Below are 23,455 nucleotides of genomic sequence, written 5' to 3' on the forward strand. Positions count from 1 at the left end.
GCCCCGCTCGTGCCAGGAGGGCCGACATGCCCCGGGAAGCCGTTTCACCACTCCGTGCCGTACCGGGCGCGACGCCCGAGGATCGGGCCGCTCTCGGCAAGGCGGCCCGTGGAAGGGTGCCGCGTTCGATCCATGGCGCCTTCGACCCGCCGCCGGACCGGCCCGATCCGCTGACGGTGCTGGAGGCGCAGTCGGCGGCCCGCGTCCCCGAGTTCGTGCCGATCCGCTACGGGCGGATGACGGAGTCGCCGTTCCGCTTCTACCGCGGCGCCGCGGCCGTCATGGCATCCGACCTCGCCGGGACCCCGGACTCGGGAATCAGGGCCCAGCTGTGCGGTGACGCCCACCTGCTGAACTTCAGACTGCTCGCCTCCCCCGAACGTCACCTGCTGTTCGACATCAACGACTTCGACGAGACGCTGCCCGGCCCCTGGGAGTGGGACGTCAAGCGCCTCGCGGCCAGCTTCGTCATCGCCGGGCGCGCGAACGGATTCACGGACCGCGAGCGGAAGCGCATCGTGCGGGCCACGGTGCGGTCGTACCGGGAGTCGATGATCCGGTTCGCGGGCATGCGAAACCTCGATGTCTGGTACACGCGGATCGACGAGTACCAGCTCCGGGCCGTGGGCGCCGAGAAGCTGGCTGCCCATGGCCGCGAGCGCCTGGCCAGGGCGACCGCGAAGGCTCGGACCCGGGACAGCCTGCAGGCGTTCGACAAGCTCACCGAGGTGTCCGGCGGACGGCTCCGGCTCTCGGCGGATCCGCCGCTGCTCGTACCGGTCGCCGACCTGTTGCACGACGCCGAGCGCGATGCCACGGAGCGGCAGCTCCGGAGACTCGTACGCCGCTACGGCCGCAGCCTCCCGCCGGACCGGCGGGCCCTGCTCGCCGACTTCCGCCCGGTGGACATGGCCCGCAAGGTCGTGGGGGTGGGCAGCGTCGGAACCCGTTGCTGGATCATCCTCCTGCTCGGCCGGGACAGCGGAGATCCGCTCTTCCTGCAGGCCAAGGAGGCCGACACCTCGGTACTCGCGCCGTTCGCGGGGCCGAGCGCGTACCGGAACCAGGGCGAGCGCGTGGTGGCCGGCCAGCGCCTGATGCAGGCGGCCGGCGACATCTTCCTCGGCTGGCAGTGGGTGGACGGGATCGACGGGCGGCGCCGGGACTTCTACGTACGCCAGCTGCGCGACTGGAAGGGCATCGCCGAACCGGAACTGATGGTGCCGCGCGGGATGGCCGCCTTCGGTGAGTTGTGCGGGACGACCCTGGCCCGCGCCCACGCGCGATCCGGTGACCGGATAGCCATCGCGGCCTATCTGGGGCACGGTGACGTGTTCGACCGGGCACTGGCGGCGTTCGCCGAGCTGTACGCCGACCGGAACGAGCGGGATCACCGGGCACTGGTCGACGCGGTGGCGGCGGGCCGTCTCCCCGCCGCCGGGGCGGACGCACGGTAGCGGGCGCCCGAATCGCCGGGCGTGGACAGCGGGTACATCACGGACAGAACGCCACATCGTGGTATCACCGTGTGGATCCCGGCGGGACAGCGTGTACCGGCAGGGGCCCGACGCTGAGGAGACCATGACGATGTCCGCCGAACCCGGGGCAGCGCCCGGGACCGAACACCCGGACCCTCTCACCGTGGTGCGCACCCGGGGATACGCGGTACTGCTGGTCATGGTGGCGATTCTCGGAGTCCCCATCTCCGCGGCGGCGTTCGGCTTTCTGGCGCTCGTCCACGAGATCCAGTCCCTGACCTACGAGGATCTGCCCCACGCGCTGGGCTTCGGGAGCACGCCGTCGTGGTGGCCGGTCCCGCTCCTCGCCGTGGCGGGCCTGCTGACGGGACTGGCCATCCGTCACCTCCCCGGAACGGGCGGCCACAAGCCCGCCGAAGGGTTCGTGAACACGGGGGCGCCGACCGCCGCGGAACTGCCGGGGGTCGCGCTCGCCGCGCTGGCGTCCCTGGGTCTCGGCGCAGTGCTCGGGCCCGAGGCGCCGCTCATCGCGCTCGGCGGGGGGCTGGCCGTCTGCGCGGCCCGCCTGCTGAAGCCGGGCATCCAGCCGAGTGCGGCCGCGATGGTGGCGGCCGCGGGGAGCTTCGCCGCGGTCAGCGCCCTCCTGGGATCGCCGCTCCTCGGCGCGTTCCTGCTGATGGAGGCGTCCGGCCTCGCCGGGATGATGCTCGGCCTGGTGCTCGTGCCGGGGCTTCTCGCCTCCGGCATCGGGTCGCTCATCTTCATCGGCCTGGGCTCGTGGACCGGCCTGGGAACGTACTCCCTGACCCTCCCCCACGTCCCTCACACCCCCCAGCCCACGGTCGCCGAGTTCGGCTGGGCCCTCGTGCTCGGAGTGGCGGCCGCGCTCGTGGGCACGGGCATCAGGAGACTTTCCCTGGCCCTGCAGGGGCGGGTCGAGCGGCGGCGGGTGATGGCGGCCGTGGTGATGGGCCTGACCGTCGGTGTACTCGCGCTCCTCTACGCGGAGAGCACGGGAAGGAACGCGTCCGAGGTGCTGTACTCGGGCCAGGACGCCCTCGGCGGCCTGCTCGCCGAGGACGCCACGTACACGGTGGGGACGCTCCTCATGCTGATCATCTGCAAGGCGCTCGCGTACTCGACCTCGCTGAGCGCCTTCAGGGGCGGCCCCATCTTCCCGTCGATGTTCCTCGGCGCGGCGGGCGGGCTCGTCCTGTCGCACCTGCCGGGCCTGAACGCCACCTCGGGTTTCGCGATGGGAATCGGGGCCATGTGTGTGGCGATGCTCAAGCTGCCGATGACCTCGGTACTGCTCGCCACGCTGCTGCTGGGATCCGAGGGCGTCACCGTCATGCCGCTCGTGATCGTCTCCGTGGTGGTGTCCTACGTCCTCACGCTCAGGCTCGGACGCTCTTCTGAGGACCCGCACACAGCGCCCAGATGACGAAGATGTTGATGGCGATGAGCACAAGGGACCAGAACGGGTAGTAGGGGAGCCACAGGAAGTGGGCGACCATCAGGAGCCCGGCGAGCACGACACCGACGGCGCGCGCCCACAGGGCCCCGCTGAAGAGCGCGAAGCCGGCGAGGACGACCACGATCCCCAGGATCAGGTGCACCCAGCCCCAGCCCGTGAGGCTGAACTGGAACACGTAGTTGTGTGTCGAGACGAACAGGTCGTCCTTGGCGATGGCGGCGATGCCTTCGAGGATGGCCATGGCCCCACCGAAGATCATCATCACCGCCGCGAACACGGTCCAGCCGGACTGGGCTCCGCGCCCACCGGTGGTGTCGTGCCCCACCTTCGTTCCGCTAGCACTTCCAGCCATGTCGGCCTCCTCGATTCCAGCCGATGAGCGGCCCGATCGGGTCACTTCACGGCTTATGTTCCGTTTATCAGCCTGACACGGCATCACCTGATCGGCACTCTTCTCAGAACAGAGATATGCTCCCGTATATGAGAGAGCCCGAGGTGCCGCACGACAGCGTCGACGACCGCCTCGCGGCACGGCTGGGCGCGCTCCGCACCGAACGCGGCTGGTCGCTGGACGAGCTGTCCCGCCGCGCCGGCGTGAGCCGCTCGACCCTGTCGCGGCTGGAGCGCGGGGAGCTGAGTCCCACCACCGCCGTGCTCGGACAGCTGTGCACGGTGTACGGGCGCACGATGTCCCGGCTGCTGATGGAGGTGGAGGCGGAGCCGCCGCAGCTGGTCCCGGCCGCACGGCAGCCGGTGTGGCGGGACGAGCCCTCCGGGTTCGTGCGCCGCTCCGTCTCGCCGCCGCACCCCGGTCTGCGCGCCGAGGTCATCGAGGGCACACTCGACGCCGGCGCGGCACTCTCGTACGAGAACGCGCCGGTGCCCGGTGTGGAGCAGCACATCTGGGTACTCGAGGGCACGGTCGAGATCACGGTCGGCGGGACCACGCACACCGTGCGCGAGGGCGACTGCCTGCGCTTCCGGCTGCGCGGCCCCTCCCACTTCCGCTGTCCGGGCCCGCTCCGCGTCCGCTACGCACTGATGATTGTCCTGCCGTGAATGTGAAAGGACCCGCTTCATGACCGAGATCGTCCCCGTGTCCGGCCCCGAGCTGATCACGTACGCCGATGAGCTCGCCGCCCTGCTGATCGAGGCGGTCGAGGGCGGCGCCTCCGTCGGTTTCCTCGCCCCGCTGGACCGCGCGGCGGCCGCCGTCTGGTGGCGGGAACGGGCCGCCGCCGTCGAGGCGGGGAGCCACCAGGTCTGGATCGCCCGGGACGACGAGCGGCTGGTGGGCACGATCGGCCTGGTCAAGGCGGCCCTGCCCAACGCCCGCCACCGCGCGGAGGTCGCGAAGCTCGTGGTCAGGCCGTCGGCCCGGAACCGGGGGGTCGGCCGGGCCCTGCTCACCGCGGTCGAGCGGTCCGCAGCCGCCGAGGGGCTGACGCTGCTGGTCCTGGACACCGAGACGGGAAGCGACGCCGAGAGGCTCTACCGCTCGGCGGGGTGGACGCCCTGCGGCTCCGTCCCGGACTACGCGGCGGACCCGTACGGCACGCTCAGGGCGACCACGTTCTACTACCGGGCGCTGGACCCGCGGGAGGCTCCTGCGCAGGGGCCGTCACAATGAGAGGGACGCCACGCCACCGAGGAGACCTCCCATGACACTGCACGACATCCCGCTCCGTACGCTCGCCGGCGAACCGACCACCCTGGGCGCATACAAGGGTTCGGCGGTCCTGCTGGTGAACGTCGCTTCCCAGTGCGGGCTCACTCCGCAGTACGCCGGTCTGGAGAGGCTCCAGAAGGAGTACGCGGACCGCGGTTTCACCGTTCTCGGGGTGCCCTGCAACCAGTTCGCGGGCCAGGAGCCGGGCACCGCGGAGGAGATCCAGACGTTCTGCTCGACGACCTACGGGGTCAGCTTCCCGCTGCTGGAGAAGATCGACGTCAACGGCGAGAACCGGCACCCGCTGTACGCGGAGCTGACGAAGCTCGACGACGCCGAGGGTACGGCGGGGGACGTCCAGTGGAACTTCGAGAAGTTCCTGATCTCCCCGGCCGGTGAGCCGGTCGCGCGGATCCGCCCCCGCACCGAGCCGGAGGCGCCCGAGGTCGTGGCTGCCGTCGAGGCGCAGCTGCCGCGGTAACGGTACGGACAGCACGCGGGGCCGGACCGGTGCACGGTCCGGCCCCGCTGCCCGTGGCTAACGGATCGGCATCCCCGACAGGGTGCGGGCGATGACCAGGCGCTGGATCTCGCTCGTACCCTCGAAGATGGTGTAGATCGCGGCGTCCCGGTGCATGCGCTCGACCGGGTACTCACGGGTGAAGCCGTTGCCGCCGAGGATCTGCACGGCCTGGGCGGTGACCGTCTTCGCCGTCTCGCTCGCGTAGAGCTTCGACATCGAGCCCTCGGCCGCGGTGAACGGCTTGCCGGCGCTCGCCATCCAGGAGGCGCGCCAGACGAGCAGCCGGGCCGCGTCGATCTGCGTACGCATGTCGGCCAGCTGGAAGGCGATGCCCTGGTTGTCGATGATCGGGCGGCCGAACTGGGTCCGCGTCTTCGCGTAGTCGAGGGCGACCTCGTAGGCGGCGCGGGCGGTGCCGACCGCCATGGCGCCGACGGCCGGGCGGGACGCCTCGAAGGTCGCCATCGCCGCGTTCTTCACGCGTTCGCCGCCGGACCTGGCGCGCTCGCGGGCCCGGGCGAGGCGCTCGTCGAGCTTCTCCTTGCCGCCGAGCAGGCAGTGGCCGGGGACGCGGACGTCCTCGAGGACGACCTCGGCCGTGTGCGAGGCGCGGATGCCGTGCTTCTTGAACTTCTGCCCCTGCGAGAGGCCGGGAGTGGCCGGCGGGACGATGAAGGAGGCGTGGCCCTTCGAGCCCAGCTCAGGGTCGACGACGGCGACGACGACGTGGACGTTGGCGATACCGCCGTTGGTGGCCCAGGTCTTGGTGCCGTTGAGGATCCACTCGTCCTTGGCCTCGTCGTACACCGCGCGGGTGCGCATCGAGGCGACGTCGGAACCGGCGTCCGGCTCGGAGGAGCAGAAGGCCGCGACCTTCACGTCGTCGGCGTCCCCGTACATCTGCGGGATCCAGGTGCCGATCTGCTCCTCGGTGCCGTTGGCGAGGACGCCGACGGCCGCCAGGCCGGTGCCGACGATCGACAAGGCGATACCCGCGTCACCCCAGAAGAGCTCCTCCATGGCCATGGGGATGCCCAGGCCCGTAGGGTCGAAGAACTGCTGGGCGTAGAAGTCGAGGGAGTAGATGCCTACCTTGGCCGCCTCCTGGATGACGGGCCAGGGCGTTTCCTCACGCTCGTCCCACTCCGAAGCGGCCGGCCGGATCACCTCGGCGGCGAATCCGTGCAGCCAGTCACGGACCTGCTTCTGGTCGTCGTTGAGCTCGAGCGTGAACTCGGCCATGTTCCCTCCATGCACTTCCGGAAAACACGTTACTAGCGGTAACACCAGTCTGTTACCAGCAAGTAGCCTCTGTCAACCAGTCAGCTGCGGATCCGCGCACGGCGGACCCAGGGTGTTACGTTGCCCGGGCGTGACGAGATCGCAGGACAGTTGGGTGGGGCGGGAGAAACGACATGGAGACCACAAGAGGGGCCGAACGGCAGCGGACAGCGGCCGAACGCCGCCGCCGGGAGCTGCTCGAAGCCGCGGACCGAGTGGTGCTCAGGGACGGCCCGAAGGCGTCGATGAACGCGATCGCCGCGGAGGCCGGGATCACCAAGCCCATCCTCTACCGGCACTTCGGCGACAAGGGCGGCCTCTACCGGGCGCTCGCCAAACGCCACACCGACGCACTGCTGAGCGCCCTGCGGGCCGCGCTCGACGCCCCCTCCGAGCGGCGCGAACGGGTCGAGTCGACCCTGGACACCTACCTCGCGGCGATCGAGGCGCGCCCCCAGGTCTACCGCTTCCTGATGCACCCGTCCGACGACGCGGCCCCCTCGCCCGAACAGGGCTTCGACGTCGGCCGTCACTCCGCGCCCCTGCTGCGCCGCCTCGGCGAGGAGCTGGGGAAGGTGATCGCGGAGCGGGTCGATCTCGGTCCGGACAGCGAGCAGATGGCCCGCATCTGGGGTCACGGCATCGTCGGCATGATGCACGCGGCCGGCGACTGGTGGCTGGGCGACCGGCCGTGCTCGCGGGAGCAGTTGGTACGCAGCCTCGCCGACCTGCTCTGGGGCAGGCTCGCCGAGGCCGGCGACCTCCCCGGCGGCCAGGGGTTCTGAGCGACCGCCGGGCCCCGGGGGGCTCAGCAGTCGGCCGCCGTACGCGCCCAGGGCGCCCGCCGGGCCGCGCGCAGCGCCCTGGCCCGGCGCAGCCCCGTCAGCCGGTCCGTGTAGACCGAGCCTTCGAGGTGGTCGCACTCGTGCTGCAGGCAGCGGGCGAACCAGCCGGTGCCGGCGATCCGCACCGGCTCCCCCGTCACCGTCCGGCCCTCGACCACCGCGTGATCGAAACGCGGGGTGGCGGCTTCGAGCCCCGGAAGCGAGAGGCACCCCTCCGGTCCGCGTACGGTGATGCCGTCCGCCTCGACGAGTACGGGATTGACTACGTGGCCCAGATGCCGGACCTCGTCGTCGTCCGGACAGTCGAAGACGAACACCTTGAGGGGGAAGCCGATCTGGTTCGCGGCGAGCCCCACACCGTTCGCGGCGTACATGGTGGCGAACATGTCCTCCACCAGCCGGGCGAGCGACGTGCCGAACTCGGTGACGTCGTCGCACGGACTGTGGAGCATCGGGGCGCCGAGCAGAGTCATGGCGCGAACGCGTCCGGTACTGCCGGGGATCGGGCGGTTTCGCATGGGGAGAAGCGTACGTTCCACGTGACCTCCACGTTCCCCGTGGTGCCGAGGTGCGGTCGCCGCGCCGGACATCGATAGGCTGGGCGCGGACTTACGCAAGGAGGATCTAGGACGATGGCAGGCAACACGGAGCCGTTGTCGCCGCGGGCCAAGCTCGCCGTGACGGCGGGCAAGGCCGCGGCGGCGGTGTCGCGCGCTGCGGGGCGCGGCAGCGGATCGGTGATCGGCGGCCGGGTGGCGCTCAAGCTCGACCCCGACCTGCTCGGGCGGCTGGCGCAGCACCTGGACGTGATCCTCGTGTCCGCGACGAACGGCAAGACGACCACCACCCGGCTGATCGCGGAGGCGCTCACGGCCGCCGGTCCCGTCGTGTCGAACGCGCTCGGAGCCAACATGCCCGCGGGGATCACCTCCGCGCTGGCAGGAGGCTCGGACGCGCGGTACGGCGTGATCGAGGTCGACGAGAAGTACCTCGCGGGTGTGGCACGCGACACGACACCGAAGGTCATCGCGCTGCTCAACCTCTCCCGCGACCAGCTGGACCGCGCGGCGGAGACCCGGATGCTGGCGGAGAAGTGGCGTGAGGGCCTGTCGGGCTCGAAGGCCGTGATCGTGGCCAACGCCGACGACCCGCTGATCGTCTGGGCCGCTTCCTCCTCCCCCAATGTCGTGTGGGTCGCGGCGGGACAGGCGTGGAAGGACGACGCCTGGTCCTGCCCGTCCTGCGGCGGTGTGATGCAGCGCCCCGGTGACGACTGGTTCTGCGGCGAGTGCGGCTTCCGCCGTCCCGCCCCGAGCTGGGCGCTGAACGGCGACTACGTCCTGGACCCGCACGGTTCCGCGTGGCCGATCCACCTCCAGCTGCCGGGCCGGGCCAACAAGGCCAACGCCACGAGCTCGGCCGCCGTGGCCGCGGTCTTCGGCGTGCCGCCGCAGGTCGCCCTGGAGCGCATGTACCAGGTGCAGGCCGTGGCGGGCCGCTACGACGTCGTGACCTTCCTCGGCCGTGAGCTCCGGCTCCTGCTGGCGAAGAACCCGGCTGGCTGGCTCGAGACGTTCTCCCTGATCGACCCGCCGCCCACCCCGGTGATCCTCTCGGTGAACGCCCGTGGCGCCGACGGTACGGACACCTCCTGGCTGTGGGACGTGGACTACACCCAGCTCTACGGTCACCCGATCTTCGTGCTCGGCGACCGCAAGCTGGACCTCGCGGTCCGGCTCGAGGTGGCCGGACTGGACTTCCGCGTCTGCGAGACCCTGGACGAGGCCGTCCAGATGGCTCCGCCCGGCCGCATCGAGGTCATCGCCAACTACACCGCCTTCCAGGATCTGCGCCGTCGTGTCGGCAACTGACCCCCGCGCGGGCAACCCCCGGAGAGGACGAAGCATGAGCAACAACAGCCTGCGGCTGGTGTGGGTCTACCCCGACCTCCTCAGCACCTACGGCGACCAGGGCAACGCCCTGGTGGTGGAGCGCCGCGCCCGCCAGCGCGGCCTCGACGTGGCGCGCGTGGACGTGCGCAGCGACCAGCCCATCCCGACGTCGGGCGACATCTATCTGATCGGTGGCGGTGAGGACCGGCCGCAGCGCCTCGCCGCGGAGCGGCTGCGTCGTGACGGCGGACTGAGCAGGGCCGCGGCGAACGGCGCGATCATCTTCTCGGTCTGCGCGGGCTACCAGATCCTCGGCCACGAGTTCATCAACGACCTCGGCGAGCGCGAGCCCGGCCTCGGGCTGCTCGACGTGATCTCCACCCGGGGTGAGGGCGCCCGGTGTGTCGGCGACGTGCTCGGCGACATCGATCCGAATCTGGGGCTGCCGCCGCTGACCGGCTTCGAGAACCACCAGGGCATCACCCACCTCGGCCCGGCAGCGCGTCCGTTCGCCCGGGTGCGGCTCGGCGGGGGCAACGGCACGGGTGACGGCACGGAGGGCGCGTACAACGACACCGTCTTCGGTACGTACATGCACGGGCCGGTCCTGGCACGCAACCCGCTGATCGCGGACCTGCTGCTGAAGCTGGCCCTGGACGTCAACGCCCTGCCGCCGAGCGACGACCGGTGGTACGAGGCGCTGCGCGCCGAGCGCATCGCCGCGGCGACCCAGCCCGCCTGACGCGGCCCGTACGGACCGGCCCCTCCGGGGGCCGGTCCGCGTGTGCCGGGCCGGTGTACATCCGGTGGACGTCCAGCAGTCGGACAGTGGGTTCGGTCCGGCCACCCCGCGCCGGTAGGGTGGCGGGGATCCAACCGGACGACGTGGTCCGGCGTCGGCCCACGTTGCAAAGGTTTCCCGGGCAATGCGAATTGGTGTGCTCACCTCCGGCGGCGACTGCCCCGGCCTCAACGCCGTCATCCGTTCCGTCGTACACCGCGCGGTCGTCGACCACGGCGACGAGGTCATCGGCTTCCACGACGGCTGGAAGGGCCTCCTCGAGTGCGACTACCGCAAGCTCGACCTCGACGCGGTCGGCGGCATCCTCGCGCGTGGTGGCACGATCCTCGGCTCCTCCCGTGTCCAGCCCGCGCACCTGCGTGACGGCGTGGAGCGGGCGAAGGGCCATGTCGCGGATCTCGGCCTGGACGCGATCATCCCGATCGGCGGCGAGGGCACGCTGAAGGCCGCCAACCTGCTCTCCGAGGCCGGCCTGCCCATCGTCGGTGTGCCGAAGACCATCGACAACGACATCGCCTCCACCGATGTGACCTTCGGTTTCGACACGGCCGTCGGCGTCGCGACCGAGGCGCTGGACCGGCTGAAGACCACGGCGGAGTCGCACCAGCGTGTGCTGATCGTCGAGGTCATGGGCCGCCACACCGGCTGGATCGCGCTCCACTCGGGCATGGCGGCCGGCGCGCACGCCATCGTCGTACCCGAGCGGCCCTTCGACATCGACGAGCTGACCGAGCTGGTCGGCAAGCGCTTCTCGGACGGCAAGAAGTTCGCGATCGTCGTCGTCGCGGAGGGCGCGAAGCCGCGGGAGGGCTCCATGGAGTTCAACCAGGGCACGAAGGACATCTACGGCCATGAGCGCTTCGCCGGTGTGGCGACGCAGCTCTCCGGCGAGCTGGAGCAGCGCCTCGGCAAGGAGGCCCGCCCGGTGATCCTCGGCCATGTGCAGCGCGGCGGCACCCCGACCGCGTACGACCGCGTCCTGGCCACCCGCTTCGGCTGGCACGCGGTGGAGGCCGCTCACCGCGGCGAGTTCGGCATGATGACGGCGCTGCGCGGCACGGACATCACGATGGTCCCCCTGGCGGCGGCGGTGGAGACCCTGAAGACGGTCCCGGCCGAGCGCTACGCCGAGGCGCAGGTCGTGCTCTGACCGTCACGGCACCCGCTGAACCGCCCCCGGCCGCACCCGCGGCCTGGGGCGGTTCTAGTCTGGACCGGACAACCGGCACGAAACGGGGATGTCCCCAGCGGGAGTGAACAGATGGATCACGGCGGACACGGCATGAACATGGATCTGCCGCCGTTCACGCTGGGACGCGGGCTCGAGTTCTCCGCGGACCCGTTCTTCCTGGTCGGCTGCGTCGCCGCCCTCGCCCTGTACGGCTACGGGGTCGCGCGGCTGCGCGCCCGGGGCGACGGCTGGCCGGTGAACCGGATCGTGTTCTTCGTCATCGGTGTGCTGTCCATCGCCCTGGTGATGTGTACGGGACTGAACGACTACGGCATGGTCATGTTCAGCGTGCACATGGTGCAGCACATGGTGATCAGCATGGTGTCGCCGATCCTGCTGCTGCTGGGCGCCCCGGTGACGCTGGCGCTGCGGGCACTGCCCGTGGCCGGGCGGGACCGTACAGGACCTCGCGAGCTGTTGCTCAAGCTGCTCCACAGCCGCTACATGAAGATCATCACGCATCCGGTCTTCACCATCCCGCTCTTCATCGCGAGCCTGTACGGCCTCTACTTCACTCCGCTGTTCGACTTCCTCATGGGGTCGAAGACGGGCCACATCGCGATGATGGTGCACTTCCTGGCGGTCGGCCTGGTGTTCTTCTGGCCGATCATGGGCATCGACCCCGGCCCGCACCGGCCCGGTTACGTGATGCGGATGCTGGAACTCTTCGCGGGCATGCCGTTCCACGCGTTCTTCGGGATCGCGCTGATGATGGCGAGCCAGCCGATGGTGAAGGCGTACGAGAATCCCCCGGCCTCACTCGGCATCGATGCCCTGGGCGACCAGTCCGCGGCCGGAGGGATCGCCTGGGCCTTCAGCGAGATCCCGTCCGTGCTTGTCCTGATCGCGCTGGTCTTCCAGTGGTACCGCTCCGAGCAGCGGACGGCCAAGCGCTCCGACCGTGCCGCCGACCGGGACGGCGATCAGGAACTGAAGGCGTACAACGCCTATCTCGCCTCATTGCAGGCGCGCGGCCAGTAGCGGTGGGCGCCCCCGAGGGGTGACCATGGCTTCACCGGCCGTGCGGCCGGGTGAGGAGCGTGCGCTCATGCCTGGATCCACGAAAACCATGGGAGTGCTCACGGTCGGCGCGCTGGTCGCGGTGACGGCGTACACGGTGGCACTGGGGAGTAACGGCTGGCTCTGGTTCGGCTGGGTGGTCCTCGGGCTCGCCACTCTGGGGATGCTCGCCACCCGCGAATCCTGAGGGCGGGAGCGGCCGGCCCGCTGCTGCGCTTCCCACCGCCGGCGAGCGGGCCCGCCGGCCTCCGCACACAGTCGGCGTACGGCGCCGTGCGGAGGTGCTCCCCCGGTGTCACCCTGGTGACACTGTGTGGCGCATGACCGGCCGACGCGGACCGCAGGGTCGTGTCTGTCGCGCGTCTTCGTCGACGGGAAGTGGGTGCTTCGCATGGACAGAGCCGGGCTGATCGAGGCGATCGGACGCAAGACGGCGGAGGACGGCGAAGTGCCGGCCGATCAGATCGGCCGGGTCGTCGACGCCCTGTTCGGCACGGTCGCGGAGGCCGGCGCGATCGCCGAAGCGCTCAAGGCGGGGGGAGCCGTCACCCTGGTGGGCTTCGGCAGCTTCCACGACGTGGGCGGCGAGGCCTCTCTGCGGCCGGGCAAGGCCCTCAACGAGTTCATCCACGACCAGGCCGGATGAGCGGGGTCCCGGCCCGATGGCGGCTGTGACGCTGAGGCCCAGGGTGTCGCGGCGGCCGAGGACGTCCGGCTGCGCTACGTCACACCGGCCCGACGGCCGTCCTGGTCGCCGCAGATCAGGGCGGTGCGCGTGAACGACGAACGTATCGTGCCCGGCACCCGAGGTGAGATCGTGTCGCTGTTCGGGGTCACGGCGGGGTTGGTCGTCGAGTAGGTGGACGAGGAACGGTGGCGGTGGGTCTGGAGGGCCTGTCGCTGTCACAGCCTGTGCCGCCCGGCACGATGGGCGCTGGGGCGCCTGCTCCGGTGGTGACGGGCTGCCGCTCGGCGCGGAATGCGCGCGTACCGTCTCACCCTCCGCTCACCGCGTGCCGCCAGGCCGGCGGCAAGGCCACCGGTGTTCCACCGGTCATGCGAGGCCCGACCAGTAGTCCACCGGCGCGAGGCCCGTGCTGCGGCCGTTCCGGTCCAGTATCCGGCCGACGTGCTTCATGGTGCGCAGCACGATCGCCCGCTCGGTGATGCGCAGCCGGTGGTCGGCGAGCCGGCTCTCCAGGTGGGCCTCCATGCTGTGGACGTCGGCCAGATCGCGCTGCCACAGGTCGAGGATGAGGTTGTCGCGGCCGGTGGTCACGGTGCACATGCGCAGTTCGGGCAGCGTGCTCAGCGAGGCGACGGTGTCCTCGAGGTGGCGTGCGGGGACGGACGCGAAGTACACCACGGAGACCGGAAACCCGGTGAGCGGACGGGCGAGCGTGCACCGCAGTGCGAGACGCCGGTTGCCGGTGAGGACGCGGAGCCGGCGGCGGACGGTGGCCGTGCTGGTGCCGGCCGCCGTGGCCAGGTCACGCACCGGCATGCGCCCGTTGTGCCCGAGAGCGAGGGCCAGCGCCCGGTCCACCGGCCGCAGCGGCTCGTCCGGCACCTCCTCCCGGGGCACCGTGAGGGCCTTCTGCTGAGCCCGGCTGAGGCTGCGCAGCCTCCACCGGTCGCCCTCGAAGGGGACGGCGGTGATCACGTGGACCCGGGTGGTGCGGATACCGGGAAGAGGGGCGATGCGCTGACCGACCAGGCGGGAGAGGTCGTCGATGCTCGCCGCGCCCACGATGGCGAGCAGGTCCCGGCTCCCGGTGGTCTGTTTGAGACTGAGAATGCGGCTGTCCCGGGCCAGGCCGTCCACGGTGGACTCGAGCGGCAGACCGCCCATGTCGATCTCGACCTGTGCGTAGACACCGTCGTCGTGGCCGGGCGAGAGGTAGCCGTCCACCCAGGCCGTCCCCGTCCGCTCCAGGCGGTCCCAGCGCCGGGCCGCGGTGACCGGGTCTATCCCCAGGACCTCGCCGAGGAGGGTCCACGGCACCCTCGGCTGCGTCTGCAGGGCGTGGATGATCGCAAGGTCCAGTTCGTCGGGGTGCGGCATGTTCTGCATCTTCATGGGGTGACCGAATCCTGCATCCGGTGAGAGATCATGTCCAGTTCCGGCGATTTTACGGGCGCGTAATTGCGGTTCTGGAAGGTAGGTCGCCATGAGTAACCCCCTTTCCTCCCATGTGCCCTCCGCCCCCGTTCTGCCGGGCGCCGCGTCCCTGCGCCTGACCGGTGCACGGCTGATCGACGGCACCGGGTCGGAGCCGGTCGCCGATGCCGTGGTCGATGTGGACGACCGCGGCCTGATCGTCCATGCCGGGCCGACCTCCACCGCACCCCCGGCGCCGCCCCGTGCCCGCACCATCGACGTCGCGGGCCGCACCGTGCTTCCCGGTTTCGTCGATGCCCACGTCCACCTCGGCATCGAGTCGGCGCGGCACATGGTGCGGCGTTTCGCCGAGGACCCCGCTCTGGAGGCCTTCCGCACCGCTTCCCGGCTGCGCGTCACACTGGACGCCGGTGTCACCACGGCCCGTGACCTGGGCGGACTGTCCGCGGGCTTCCGGGAGGCGGTCGCCCAGGGCCTGATCACCGGACCGCGCCTGCACACCGCGGTGCGCATACTCAGCCACACCGGCGGCCACGCCGACTTCCACACCGACTGCGGCTTCGACACCAGCGCCGGTATGGGAGAGGTCGCCGACACACCGGACGAGGTACGGCTCGCGGTACGCAGGCTGCTGCGGTCCGGGGCCGACGTGATCAAGATCTGCGCGACCGGCGGCATGTCCAGCCCGTACGACCAGCCCGATGACGAAGGCCTGACCGTCGAGGAGATACGCGCGGTCGTGGAGGAGACCGACCGGCACGGCGGCCGCCCCGTCGCCGCGCACGCGCAGGGCACGGCCGGCATCGTCAACGCCGTGCGGGGCGGTGTCACCAGTGTCGAGCACGGTTACGGCATGACCGCACAGGCCAGGGAACTCGCGGGGGAACAGGGCGTGTTCCTCGTCCCGACCCTCTCCACGGTGTTCGACGGCATCGACAAGGCGACCATGGAACCCTTCCACTACGAGAAGAAGCTCCGCTGGTCGGACATCACGCGCACCAACATAGCCGCGGCCATCGCCGACGGGATGAAGATCGCCATGGGCACCGACTCGGCGATGGTGCCTCACGGCCGCAATCTGCGTGAACTGCTCCACCTCACCTCCCTCGGCATGACGCCGCTCCAGGCGATCACCGCCGGCACGCTCACCGCGGCCCGGCTCCTCGGCCTCGACGACCGCATCGGCACCCTGGAGACGGGCAAGGAAGCCGATCTGGTGGTGTGCGACGGCGACCCGCTGGCCGATGTCTCGGTGCTCGCCGACCCGTCCCGCGTCGTCCTCGTCGCGCAGCGCGGGGCCGTGCGGAAGGACCTGCTCACGGACGGCAGGCGTCCGGACACGGAGGAGGGGAGCCGATGACCTCGCGTACCGAGACCTCCGCGGCCTCCGGGGCCAACGCACTGCTCGACAAGGTGCTGGGCGGCGTCGAACGGGCCGGCAACAGACTCCCGCACCCCGTTGTGCTGTTCCTCGGTCTCTTCGCCCTCCTCGGCATCGTCTCCACAGCGCTGGCCGCCGCCGGAGCCACGGTGACGGTGCCGGGCGACGACGAAGTCCTCGAAGTGAAGGGCTTGTTCACCGGCGAAGGCATCACCTGGCTGCTGGAGAACTTCATCCCCAACTTCACCGGCTTCCCGTCCCTGGGGACCGTGCTGCTCATGATGGCCGCCGTCGGGGTCGCCGAACGCACAGGGATGCTGGAGACAGCCGTCCGCGTCTCCATCGGGCGGGCCCCGAAGGCGGTGCTGCCCTACCTGGTGGCGTTCGTCGCCGCGCAGGGCCACCTCATGAGCGACGTGGCGATCCTCATCATCCCGCCGCTGGCCGCGCTCGTCTTCAAGGGGGCCGGCCGGAACCCGATCGCCGGCCTGATCGGCGGGTTCGCGTGCGTGTGCGCCGGATATGCGGCGGGCTTCTCCATCGGCGCGCTGGACGCCCTCTACACGGGCATCACCGAGCAGGCCGCAGCCGTCCTGCCGGGCGGGGAGGACGCACCGACACACATCCTCATCAACTATTTCTTCACCGCCGCGGCGAGCATCGTCCTCGCCCTCATCGGCGGCTTCCTCATCGACCGCGTCCTCGAACCACGCCTGCCCGCCGCCGTGGAGCCGGCACCTACGGACGGCGACGGCACTGCGGACGACGACGGCTACCGGCCCACCCTCGAGGTCACCGCGACGGAGCGCCGCGGACTCCGGATCGCGGGACTGTCGGTCCTGGTGTACGCGGCCGTGGTGATCGCCTGCTGGCTCCTTCCCGACTCGGCACTGCGGGGAGAGGGCGGCGCGCTGGTGCCCTCCCCGGTGCTGACGGGCATCGTGCCTCTGCTGTTCGTCGCCTTCCTGATCGCGGGCGTGATCTACGGCAAGGTCACCGGCAAGGTGCGCAGGGCCGGCGACGTACCGGAGATGATGGCCGAGTCGATCACCGGCATGTCCGCGTACATCGTGCTGATCCTGGTGATCGCCCAGGTCATCGGCGTCTTCGACTGGTCGAACGTAGGCACCCTGCTGGCCGTGAAGGGGGCCGCACTCCTCGAGTCGGCCGGGCTCACGGGATTCACGGGGCTGGTCCTGTTCGTGCTGCTGGTCTGCCTGCTGAACCTGTTCGTGACGTCCGGGTCGGCGCTGTGGTCCCTGGTGGCCCCGGTCTTCGTACCCGCGTTCATGCTCATCGGCCTCGAACCGGCCGTCACCCAGGCGGCGTTCCGTATCGGGGACTCGGCGACCCAGATGATCACGCCGCTGAACCCGTACGTCTTCCTGATGCTCATCATCCTGCGGCGCTACGAACCCGACGCGAAGCTGGGCACGATCCTTTCGCGCCTCTTCGTCTTCGTCGTTCCCTTCCTGGTGGCCTGGCTGATCGCGCTTGGTGTCTTCTACGGCTTCGACCTGCCTCTCGGCCCGGGTGCGGACATCCACCGGAACTGACCGGCACGGGAGCGCCGAGGGGCGGCGCGTCCGGAAGGGTCCTCCGACACGGTTCGGGGGACCCTTCCGCGGGCTCCCGCCACGTCACGGCGGCCGGGGAGGAGACGGGTGCCCGCTCGCCCCCGTTCCTCAGGGCTTCCCGGAAACACCCGGAACAGGGCTACGATCTCCGCCGGAGAGAAGTGACGGAGTCCGTACGCACCATCGACTGATGAGGCGTCAGGTGAGGCCACGAGAAGCGGGTACCAGTCGGAAGAGGCCGGTCCGCCGTCAGCCGCGCCGCCGAGTCGGCCACACGAGCGACCACACCGTGCGTGACCTGGCAGAACGCGGCCAACAGCCCGGTCCGGAAGGCTAGGAGAGATGCTGTGTTCTATTACGTCCTGAAGTATGTCGTGCTGGGCCCCCTGCTCCGGCTGGTGTTCCGGCCCCGCATCGAGGGGCTGGAACACATTCCCGACGACGGCGCAGCCATCGTCGCGGGCAACCACCTCTCCTTCTCCGACCACTTCCTGATGCCCGCCATCCTCCGGCGCCGCATCACGTTCCTCGCGAAGGCCGAGTACTTCACCGGCCCCGGCATCAAGGGCAAGCTGACCGCGGCGTTCTTCCACAGCATCGGGCAGATCCCCGTGGACCGGTCCGGCAAGGAGGCCGGACAGGCGGCCATCCGCGAGGGGCTGGGGGTGCTGAGCAAGGGTGAACTGCTCGGCATCTATCCGGAGGGCACCCGCTCGCACGACGGGCGGCTGTACAAGGGCAAGGTGGGGGTCGCGGTGATGGCGATCAGGGCGGGTGTACCGGTCATCCCCTGTGCGATGGTCGGCACGTTCGAGATCCAGCCGCCCGGTCAGAAGGTGCCCAGCATCAAGCGGGTCACGATCCGGTTCGGGGAGCCGCTGGACTTCTCCCGCTACGCCGGCCTGGAGGACCAGAAGGCGGCGATCCGGGCCGTCACGGACGAGATCATGTACGCCATTCTCGGCCTCTCCGGTCAGGAGTACGTCGACGAGTACGCGGTCAAGGCGAAGGCGGCGCAGGCCGAGGAGAACAAGAAGTTCCCACGTCGGCCACGCTGAGCGGGGAATCTGCTGAGGGCCGATTCCGCTGGTCCGGCCGCTGAGGCCGCCGTAGCGTCTCCCGCATGAGCAGAGGACGAGCGTTCGTGCTGGGAGCCACGGGACAGATCGGCCGTCCCGCGGTGCGGGCTCTGGCCGAGGACGGCTGGGAGGTGATCGCGGCCTCGCGCGCGGGCGGCCGGGACAGCGGCTGGGACGAGGAGGTCCGCACCGTCGCGGTGGACCGCGAGGAGGAGGGGTCCCTGGAGGCCGCGCTGGGCGACGGCTGTGACGTCCTGGTCGACATGGTCGCCTTCGGCCGGGACCACGCCACGCAGCTCGCCGGGCTCGCGGGCCGGGTCGGCTCCGCGGTCGTCATATCCAGCGGCGCGGTGTACGAGGACGACCGGGGCCGCGGTTTCGACACACAGGGCGAGCCGGACGGCTTCCCGGAGTATCCCGTGCCGGTCCCGGAGACACAGCGCACGGTCCCCCCGGGGGACGCGACGTACGGGACGCGGAAGATCGCGCTGGAGCAGGAACTGCTCGCGGCCGGTGACGCGTTGCCGGTGACGCTGCTCCGGGCGGGCGCGATCCACGGGACGCACTGCCGGACGCCGCGCGAGCTGTATTTCGTCAAGCGGCTGGTGGACGGACGCCGGCGGCGGGTCCTCGCGTACGACGGGGCGAGCCGCTTCCATCCGGCCCATGTGTCCAACATCGCCGAACTGATACGCCTCGCCGCTCCGCGCCCGGCTTCCCGGGTGCTCAACGCGGCGGACCCGCAGGCACCGACCGTCGCCGAGATCGGCGCGGCCGTCGACGAAGTGCTCGGTGTGGAGACCGAGACGGTGCTGGTGGCGGGTGCGGCGCCCGAGGGCGGTATCGGGGAGACGCCGTGGAGCGGTGCGCATCCCGTCGTGTACGACATGGCCGCTGCCGAACGGGAGCTGGGCTACCGCCCGGTCACGGGGTATGCCGAGTCGCTGCCGCAGACCGTCGAATGGCTGGTCGCAGAGCTCGACGGACGCGACTGGAAGCAGGCCTTCCCGAAGATGGCCCGCACCTACGGCGAGGCGCTCTTCGACTACGCGGCGGAGGACGCCTGGCTGGAGCGGTACGACCGGGGAGCGTGAGCGGCACCGCACCGGCCCCGAGGGGGTGAGCAGGCGGCCGCCGGATGACATCGGCCGCCCGCTCACGTCAGGTGGTGATCACGGAGTCGGTGTGGCGTGCGGGGTGCACGTCACATCGCGCCGGTCGGTCTCCCCCGTGAGCAGGTAGGTGTCCACCCGCTCGTTGATGCAGGGGTTGACCAGGCCCGTGACACCGTGCGAACCGGCGCCCTTCTCGGTGATGAGGCGGGAGCCGTTGAAGCGCTTGTGCAGCTCGACGGCGCCCTCGTACGGGGTGGCGGCGTCACGTGTGGACTGCACGATCAGTACCGGAGGCAGGCCCTTGCCGGTGCGGACGTCCAGCGGAGTCTGCTGCTTGGACGGCCAGGTCGCACACGGCAGGTTCATCCAGGCGTTGGCCCAGGTCATGAACGGGTGGTCCTCGTGCAGCCGGGTGTTGTCGCGGTCCCACTTCTTCCAGCTGGTGGGCCACTTGGCGTCCGCGCACTCGACCGCCGTGTACACGGCGTTGCCGTTCTCCGAGCTGATGTTGCCCGCGGTGTCCGACAGGTCGGGTGCCGCGGCGTCGATCAGCGCCTGGGTGTCGCCGCCCAGGTAGTCGCTCCAGACCTGGGCGGTGGGCGCCCAGGCGGAGTCGTAGTACGGCGCGCCCTGGAAGAATCCGATGAGTTCGGCGGGGCCGAGGACGCCGCCGATCGGGTTCTTCTTGGCCGCGGCGCGCAGGGTCAGCCACGCCTGCTCGACCTTCTCGGGCGTGTCACCGATGTGGTAGGCCGCGTCGTTCTCGGCGACCCATGCCTTCCAGTCGTTCCAGCGCGTCTGGAAGGCGATGTCCTGGTTGAGGTTGGCCTCGTACCAGATGTTGTCCTTCGCCGGGTTGACCACGCTGTCGACGACCATACGGCGTACGTGCGACGGGAAGAGCGTGCCGTAGACCGCGCCCAGGTAGGTGCCGTAGGAGACACCCAGGAAGTTGAGCTTCCGCTCACCGAGCGCGGCGCGGATGACATCCAGGTCGCGTGCGGTGTTGGGCGTCGTCATGTGCGGCAGCATGTCGCCGCTGCGCTCGGCGCAGCCGTCGGCGTACTCGGCCGCGAGCTTACGCTGGGCCCGCTTGTCGGCCTCGCTGTCAGGCACCGGATCAGCCTTCGGGGCCTTCACGAACTCCTGGGGATCGATACAGGAGATCGGCGCGGAGTGACCGACCCCGCGCGGGTCGAAGCCGACGAAGTCGTACGCCTTCGCGGTCTTCGTCCAGAGCGGGTTCTTGTTGACGATGCGCTTCGGGAACGCCATGCCCGAGCCGCCGGGGCCTCCGGGGTTGTAGACGAGTGCGCCCTGGCGTTCGTCCTTCGTGCCCGTGCTGACGTGCCGGTCGACGGCGAGCTTGATCTGCTTGCCGTCCGGCTTGGCGTAGTCGAGCGGAACGCTCACCCAGCCGCACTGGATGGGTGCGGCGATCGCCCAGTCGGCCGGACAGTCCGTCCAGTCGATTCCGGCCTTCGCGGCCCGGGCCGCTGCGATCTGGACACCGCGCGTCTCCTGGTCGCCGTGGTGCCGGCTGTCGGCACCGGCGGCCGGTGCGGCTATCGCCCCCGCTATGAGCGTGCCCGCGATCAGAGTGCCGGCCGAACCGAGCACCGCTGTGCGTCTCAAGTGGAACCTCCCCCTGCGTGATGCGCCGCCGGTGGCGGCGCGCTGGTTCACATGTCCAGGAGGATCCTTTCGTCTGTGGGGTTGCTGAGAACAGGGCGTACGCGTGTTTCTTTACCGAACCAATAACCGGTGCCCCCTGTCCCGCTGAGCGAACTCACGGCTCTCGAAGGGCCTTTGTTTCCTTCAGCAGACCCTCAAGCGCCTCGTCCAGCACCGCGCGCAGCAGCCGCGCGTCGGCGGCGAGCGCGGTCACCAGGACGGCGGGCCCGGCCAGCGGGGTGAGCGCGGCGGTGGGGCCGAGCAGCCGCGGTGCGGGAAGACCGTCGTCGAAGGCGGGGTCGACGACGAGCAGTTGCCCGACGGCGCGGTGGCCGGCCAGGACGGCCGCGCCGTCCCAGCCTCCTGGCGCTCCCGCCCCGTAGGACAGTTGCTGGTCGAGCAGCGTGCGGCCGGCTCGCCGCACGGTCAGACGCGTCGAGAGCCGGCCGGTGGGTTCACCGTGCCTGCCCAGAATCTGTTCCTCACGGAGCACCAGGCGGGCGCTGCCGGCGAGTTCGGCCCGGGTGGTCAGGTCGAGATCGCTGCCGTGCGCGGAGACGATCTGTTCGGGGAGCCAGTGGAGTTCGGCCCCCTCCCCCACGCTCAGCCGCACGTCGTACGAGGCGGCGCCGGCGTCCGGGCCGGCCCCGGGGAGCGCCACGGTGGCCGCGGCGGAGTCCACGGACACCCGGGCGCCGTCATCAGCCCGCGCCTCGATCGTGAGCCGGTCCCCGCCGAGGGGCGCGCTCATCGCGCCGACCACGGTGACCCGCGCGTACGCGGGATCCGGGGATCTGGTCCGGCGCAGGGCGAGCGGGCCCTCGCTCTCGAGGACCGGCAGCACGGTGGATCCCCGTCCGTCGGCGCACGCCGTGATCCGGGCTGTGGCCGAGACGCTCATGCGGTCCAGTCCGCGAGCCGGGCTCGCACCCAGTCGGCGACGGGCCCGACACCGTCGGGGCCGGTCAGGGAGGTGAACACCACGGGGAGGTCACCGCGCTGCTCCGCGGCGTCGCGGGCCATCCTGCCCAGGTCGGAGCCGACGTAGGGGGCGAGGTCGGTCTTGTTGATGACGAGCAGGTCGGCGGTGGTGACACCGGGGCCGCCCTTGCGGGGGATGTCGTCCCCTCCCGCGACGTCGATCACGAAGACCTGTGCGTCGACGAGGCCCTTGGAGAAGGTCGCGGTGAGGTTGTCGCCGCCCGATTCGACGAGGATGAGGTCGAGGGGGCCCACGGAGGCCTCCAGATCCTCGACCGCCTCGAGGTTGGCCGAGATGTCGTCCCGGATCGCGGTGTGCGGGCAGGCGCCGGTCTCGACGGCCTGGATGCGTTCGGGCGGCAGCACCGCGTTGCGGAGGAGGAAGGCGGCGTCCTCGCGGGTGTAGATGTCGTTGGTGACGACGGCGATGGAGATCCGGTCGCGCAGTGCGCGGCAGAGGGCGGCGACGGTGGCCGTCTTGCCCGATCCGACCGGTCCTCCCAGGCCGATCCGAAGCGCGCGGCGGGTGCCGTCGGGGCGGGTGGAGTCGGCGCTGACTGCGGCCGGGCCGTTGTGCGCGTGGTCGAGATGCATGGGTGCGGCTCCTGGTGAGGACGGTGAGCTGAGGTTCGCGGGGTTCAGGACGCGAACAGGCGGACGGGCCAGGCCGCGTGGGCCTCGGCGGAGATGTCGAGCAGCGGGGCGGAGGCGGCGGGCAGGGCGTCGATGCCGTGCCGGGCGGCCTCGGCGGCCTGTTGGGCGACCCGGTCGAGGTCGGGCGCGAGCCGGGCGAGGACCGCGGTGGCCTCGAAGGGGTCCAGGGACAGCAGACGGACCACTGCTGTCGCCGGGCCGCTGACCGCTTCGTAGGCGACGCAGTGTGCGGCGTCGGCGGGGTCGAGGCCGGCTGCCCGTGCCGTGAGCCCGAGGACGACGGGCTGGTGGGCGCCGCGCGGCCGGGCTTCGGCGAGCGCGGCCAGTTCGGCGCTCGGCCAGGTGGCTCGCGCCGCCCTCATCAGCTGCCGGCCGAGCTTGCGGGCGACGTTCCTGAGTGCCGGCGAGGGCGTCCGGGCGTCGGCGGCCTCGTCGAGGGCGAGCGGGTCCTGGCCGTGAGCGGCCGCGGCGGCCAGGGCGGCGGATGTGAGCCCGGTGGTGTGAAGCCGGCCCAGGCAGAACTCCGCCAGGTCCTCGGCGTTCCGGATGCGTCCCGCCTTGACGGCCGGCTCGGCTCCGCCGGAGTGGGCGTGCCCACCTGCGGGGAACCGGCCGTCGGCGAGCACGAGCAGAGCTGCGCGCGTCGTCATGAAG

General features: G+C 70.9%; 24 protein-coding genes. 16 read left to right on the forward strand and 8 right to left on the reverse strand.

Annotation, left to right across the window (positions count from 1 at the left end; translation table 11 throughout):
* Positions 1–26: 26 nt before the first annotated feature.
* Positions 27–1,457: a DUF2252 domain-containing protein gene (locus tag ACIBCU_RS25995; RefSeq protein ID WP_399234334.1), complete on the forward strand. Its 1,431-nt coding sequence runs from the start codon at positions 27–29 to the stop codon at positions 1,455–1,457.
* 130 nt (positions 1,458–1,587) lie between these two features.
* The gene (locus ACIBCU_RS26000) at positions 1,588–2,922 is read left to right on the forward strand and encodes a chloride channel protein (RefSeq protein WP_399234336.1); all 1,335 of its coding nucleotides are present in this window, start codon (positions 1,588–1,590) and stop codon (positions 2,920–2,922) included.
* Here the strand turns inward: ACIBCU_RS26000 and ACIBCU_RS26005 are convergent.
* Positions 2,876–3,307: a hypothetical protein gene (locus tag ACIBCU_RS26005; protein ID WP_362927744.1), complete on the reverse strand. Its 432-nt coding sequence runs from the start codon at positions 3,305–3,307 to the stop codon at positions 2,876–2,878. The genes ACIBCU_RS26000 and ACIBCU_RS26005 overlap by 47 nt on opposite strands.
* A gap of 128 nt (positions 3,308–3,435) precedes the next feature.
* On the opposite strand from ACIBCU_RS26005, the gene ACIBCU_RS26010 reads away from it, so the two are divergent.
* The 3 genes from ACIBCU_RS26010 to ACIBCU_RS26020 are packed head-to-tail and all read left to right on the forward strand — an operon-like array spanning position 3,436 to position 5,105.
* Positions 3,436–4,014 carry a helix-turn-helix domain-containing protein gene (locus tag ACIBCU_RS26010; protein WP_399234338.1) on the forward strand — a complete coding sequence of 193 codons (579 nt, stop codon included), beginning with the start codon at positions 3,436–3,438 and terminating at the stop codon, positions 4,012–4,014.
* Positions 4,015–4,033: 19 nt separating this feature from the next.
* Positions 4,034–4,585, forward strand: coding sequence for a GNAT family N-acetyltransferase (locus tag ACIBCU_RS26015; RefSeq protein ID WP_362927746.1), 552 nt, complete (start codon positions 4,034–4,036; stop codon positions 4,583–4,585).
* A 31-nt stretch (positions 4,586–4,616) separates the two neighbouring features.
* The gene (locus ACIBCU_RS26020) at positions 4,617–5,105 is read left to right on the forward strand and encodes a glutathione peroxidase (RefSeq protein WP_362927747.1); all 489 of its coding nucleotides are present in this window, start codon (positions 4,617–4,619) and stop codon (positions 5,103–5,105) included.
* Between the two features lie 57 nt (positions 5,106–5,162).
* Here ACIBCU_RS26020 and ACIBCU_RS26025 read toward each other — a convergent pair whose 3' ends face one another.
* A complete protein-coding gene (locus ACIBCU_RS26025) occupies positions 5,163–6,389 on the reverse strand; it encodes an acyl-CoA dehydrogenase family protein (RefSeq protein ID WP_104790646.1) in 1,227 nt (408 codons plus the stop codon).
* Positions 6,390–6,562: 173 nt separating this feature from the next.
* Between ACIBCU_RS26025 and ACIBCU_RS26030 the strand changes: the two genes are divergently transcribed.
* Positions 6,563–7,213 carry a TetR family transcriptional regulator gene (locus tag ACIBCU_RS26030; protein ID WP_362927748.1) on the forward strand — a complete coding sequence of 217 codons (651 nt, stop codon included), beginning with the start codon at positions 6,563–6,565 and terminating at the stop codon, positions 7,211–7,213.
* 23 nt (positions 7,214–7,236) lie between these two features.
* Here the strand turns inward: ACIBCU_RS26030 and def are convergent, their stop codons facing one another.
* Positions 7,237–7,791, reverse strand: coding sequence for a peptide deformylase (def, locus tag ACIBCU_RS26035; RefSeq protein ID WP_362927749.1), 555 nt, complete (start codon positions 7,789–7,791; stop codon positions 7,237–7,239).
* Between the two features lie 114 nt (positions 7,792–7,905).
* On the opposite strand from def, the gene ACIBCU_RS26040 reads away from it, so the two are divergent.
* The 6 genes from ACIBCU_RS26040 to ACIBCU_RS26065 all read left to right on the forward strand — a co-directional run bounded on the left by ACIBCU_RS26040 (position 7,906) and on the right by ACIBCU_RS26065 (position 12,864).
* The gene (locus tag ACIBCU_RS26040; protein ID WP_031094061.1) at positions 7,906–9,144 is read left to right on the forward strand and encodes a MurT ligase domain-containing protein; all 1,239 of its coding nucleotides are present in this window, start codon (positions 7,906–7,908) and stop codon (positions 9,142–9,144) included.
* A 34-nt stretch (positions 9,145–9,178) separates the two neighbouring features.
* Entirely contained in the window at positions 9,179–9,907 is a 729-nt protein-coding gene (locus ACIBCU_RS26045) for a glutamine amidotransferase (protein ID WP_362927750.1), read from the forward strand.
* A 184-nt stretch (positions 9,908–10,091) separates the two neighbouring features.
* A complete protein-coding gene (locus ACIBCU_RS26050) occupies positions 10,092–11,117 on the forward strand; it encodes a 6-phosphofructokinase (protein ID WP_362927751.1) in 1,026 nt (341 codons plus the stop codon).
* Positions 11,118–11,228: 111 nt separating this feature from the next.
* On the forward strand, positions 11,229–12,179 hold the full coding sequence (locus ACIBCU_RS26055) for a cytochrome c oxidase assembly protein (protein WP_362927752.1): 951 nt from the start codon (positions 11,229–11,231) through the stop codon (positions 12,177–12,179).
* Between the two features lie 67 nt (positions 12,180–12,246).
* On the forward strand, positions 12,247–12,405 hold the full coding sequence (locus ACIBCU_RS26060; RefSeq protein ID WP_362927753.1) for a hypothetical protein: 159 nt from the start codon (positions 12,247–12,249) through the stop codon (positions 12,403–12,405).
* A 204-nt stretch (positions 12,406–12,609) separates the two neighbouring features.
* Positions 12,610–12,864: an HU family DNA-binding protein gene (locus ACIBCU_RS26065; protein ID WP_362927754.1), complete on the forward strand. Its 255-nt coding sequence runs from the start codon at positions 12,610–12,612 to the stop codon at positions 12,862–12,864.
* Positions 12,865–13,272: 408 nt separating this feature from the next.
* Here ACIBCU_RS26065 and ACIBCU_RS26070 read toward each other — a convergent pair whose 3' ends face one another.
* Positions 13,273–14,298, reverse strand: a complete 1,026-nt coding sequence (locus ACIBCU_RS26070; RefSeq protein ID WP_362927755.1) for an Lrp/AsnC family transcriptional regulator — start codon at positions 14,296–14,298, stop codon at positions 13,273–13,275.
* A 91-nt stretch (positions 14,299–14,389) separates the two neighbouring features.
* Between ACIBCU_RS26070 and ACIBCU_RS26075 the strand changes: the two genes are divergently transcribed.
* The 4 genes from ACIBCU_RS26075 (at position 14,390) to ACIBCU_RS26090 (ending at position 19,471) form a co-directional block, all read left to right on the forward strand.
* Positions 14,390–15,700, forward strand: coding sequence for an amidohydrolase family protein (locus tag ACIBCU_RS26075; protein ID WP_362927756.1), 1,311 nt, complete (start codon positions 14,390–14,392; stop codon positions 15,698–15,700).
* The gene (locus ACIBCU_RS26080) at positions 15,697–17,277 is read left to right on the forward strand and encodes an AbgT family transporter (RefSeq protein WP_362927757.1); all 1,581 of its coding nucleotides are present in this window, start codon (positions 15,697–15,699) and stop codon (positions 17,275–17,277) included. The genes ACIBCU_RS26075 and ACIBCU_RS26080 overlap by 4 nt, the downstream gene beginning before the upstream one ends.
* A gap of 368 nt (positions 17,278–17,645) precedes the next feature.
* A complete protein-coding gene (locus ACIBCU_RS26085) occupies positions 17,646–18,356 on the forward strand; it encodes a lysophospholipid acyltransferase family protein (RefSeq protein ID WP_399234345.1) in 711 nt (236 codons plus the stop codon).
* Positions 18,357–18,421: 65 nt separating this feature from the next.
* Positions 18,422–19,471 (forward strand): NAD-dependent epimerase/dehydratase family protein, encoded by a 1,050-nt coding sequence (locus ACIBCU_RS26090; protein WP_399234347.1) that lies wholly within the window; start codon positions 18,422–18,424, stop codon positions 19,469–19,471.
* Positions 19,472–19,549: 78 nt separating this feature from the next.
* On the opposite strand, the gene ACIBCU_RS26095 is transcribed toward ACIBCU_RS26090, so the two are convergent.
* The 4 genes from ACIBCU_RS26095 to ACIBCU_RS26110 form a co-directional block, all read right to left on the reverse strand.
* A complete protein-coding gene (locus ACIBCU_RS26095; RefSeq protein ID WP_399234349.1) occupies positions 19,550–21,127 on the reverse strand; it encodes an alpha/beta hydrolase in 1,578 nt (525 codons plus the stop codon).
* 154 nt (positions 21,128–21,281) lie between these two features.
* A complete protein-coding gene (locus ACIBCU_RS26100; RefSeq protein ID WP_399234351.1) occupies positions 21,282–22,067 on the reverse strand; it encodes an urease accessory protein UreD in 786 nt (261 codons plus the stop codon).
* On the reverse strand, positions 22,064–22,741 hold the full coding sequence (gene ureG, locus ACIBCU_RS26105) for an urease accessory protein UreG (RefSeq protein WP_362927761.1): 678 nt from the start codon (positions 22,739–22,741) through the stop codon (positions 22,064–22,066). Before ureG ends, ACIBCU_RS26100 begins: the two co-directional genes overlap by 4 nt.
* Before the next feature lie 44 nt (positions 22,742–22,785).
* Positions 22,786–23,451, reverse strand: a complete 666-nt coding sequence (locus ACIBCU_RS26110; RefSeq protein WP_399234354.1) for an urease accessory protein UreF — start codon at positions 23,449–23,451, stop codon at positions 22,786–22,788.
* Positions 23,452–23,455 lie beyond the last annotated feature (4 nt).

This window comes from Streptomyces sp. NPDC051064, from assembly GCF_044455985.1.
Lineage (GTDB): Bacteria > Actinomycetota > Actinomycetes > Streptomycetales > Streptomycetaceae > Streptomyces.

What these genes read in the sequence shown, in the direction of transcription:
- ACIBCU_RS26040 (WP_031094061.1), top strand. Translation starts at nt 7,906, where the DNA reads ATGGCAGGCAACACGGAGCCGTTGTCGCCGCGGGCCAAGCTCGCCGTG.
- ACIBCU_RS25995 (WP_399234334.1), top strand. Translation starts at nt 27, where the DNA reads ATGCCCCGGGAAGCCGTTTCACCACTCCGTGCCGTACCGGGCGCGACG.
- ACIBCU_RS26020 (WP_362927747.1), top strand. Translation starts at nt 4,617, where the DNA reads ATGACACTGCACGACATCCCGCTCCGTACGCTCGCCGGCGAACCGACC.
- ACIBCU_RS26075 (WP_362927756.1), top strand. Translation starts at nt 14,390, where the DNA reads ATGAGTAACCCCCTTTCCTCCCATGTGCCCTCCGCCCCCGTTCTGCCG.
- ACIBCU_RS26090 (WP_399234347.1), top strand. Translation starts at nt 18,422, where the DNA reads ATGAGCAGAGGACGAGCGTTCGTGCTGGGAGCCACGGGACAGATCGGC.
- ACIBCU_RS26000 (WP_399234336.1), top strand. Translation starts at nt 1,588, where the DNA reads ATGTCCGCCGAACCCGGGGCAGCGCCCGGGACCGAACACCCGGACCCT.
- ACIBCU_RS26010 (WP_399234338.1), top strand. Translation starts at nt 3,436, where the DNA reads ATGAGAGAGCCCGAGGTGCCGCACGACAGCGTCGACGACCGCCTCGCG.
- ACIBCU_RS26030 (WP_362927748.1), top strand. Translation starts at nt 6,563, where the DNA reads ATGGAGACCACAAGAGGGGCCGAACGGCAGCGGACAGCGGCCGAACGC.
- ACIBCU_RS26045 (WP_362927750.1), top strand. Translation starts at nt 9,179, where the DNA reads ATGAGCAACAACAGCCTGCGGCTGGTGTGGGTCTACCCCGACCTCCTC.
- ACIBCU_RS26080 (WP_362927757.1), top strand. Translation starts at nt 15,697, where the DNA reads ATGACCTCGCGTACCGAGACCTCCGCGGCCTCCGGGGCCAACGCACTG.
- ACIBCU_RS26005 (WP_362927744.1), bottom strand. Translation starts at nt 3,307, where the DNA reads ATGGCTGGAAGTGCTAGCGGAACGAAGGTGGGGCACGACACCACCGGT.
- ureG (WP_362927761.1), bottom strand. Translation starts at nt 22,741, where the DNA reads ATGCATCTCGACCACGCGCACAACGGCCCGGCCGCAGTCAGCGCCGAC.
- ACIBCU_RS26025 (WP_104790646.1), bottom strand. Translation starts at nt 6,389, where the DNA reads ATGGCCGAGTTCACGCTCGAGCTCAACGACGACCAGAAGCAGGTCCGT.
- ACIBCU_RS26110 (WP_399234354.1), bottom strand. Translation starts at nt 23,451, where the DNA reads ATGACGACGCGCGCAGCTCTGCTCGTGCTCGCCGACGGCCGGTTCCCC.
- ACIBCU_RS26055 (WP_362927752.1), top strand. Translation starts at nt 11,229, where the DNA reads ATGGATCACGGCGGACACGGCATGAACATGGATCTGCCGCCGTTCACG.
- ACIBCU_RS26015 (WP_362927746.1), top strand. Translation starts at nt 4,034, where the DNA reads ATGACCGAGATCGTCCCCGTGTCCGGCCCCGAGCTGATCACGTACGCC.
- ACIBCU_RS26070 (WP_362927755.1), bottom strand. Translation starts at nt 14,298, where the DNA reads ATGAAGATGCAGAACATGCCGCACCCCGACGAACTGGACCTTGCGATC.
- ACIBCU_RS26065 (WP_362927754.1), top strand. Translation starts at nt 12,610, where the DNA reads ATGGACAGAGCCGGGCTGATCGAGGCGATCGGACGCAAGACGGCGGAG.
- def (WP_362927749.1), bottom strand. Translation starts at nt 7,791, where the DNA reads ATGCGAAACCGCCCGATCCCCGGCAGTACCGGACGCGTTCGCGCCATG.
- ACIBCU_RS26100 (WP_399234351.1), bottom strand. Translation starts at nt 22,067, where the DNA reads ATGAGCGTCTCGGCCACAGCCCGGATCACGGCGTGCGCCGACGGACGG.
- ACIBCU_RS26050 (WP_362927751.1), top strand. Translation starts at nt 10,092, where the DNA reads ATGCGAATTGGTGTGCTCACCTCCGGCGGCGACTGCCCCGGCCTCAAC.
- ACIBCU_RS26060 (WP_362927753.1), top strand. Translation starts at nt 12,247, where the DNA reads ATGCCTGGATCCACGAAAACCATGGGAGTGCTCACGGTCGGCGCGCTG.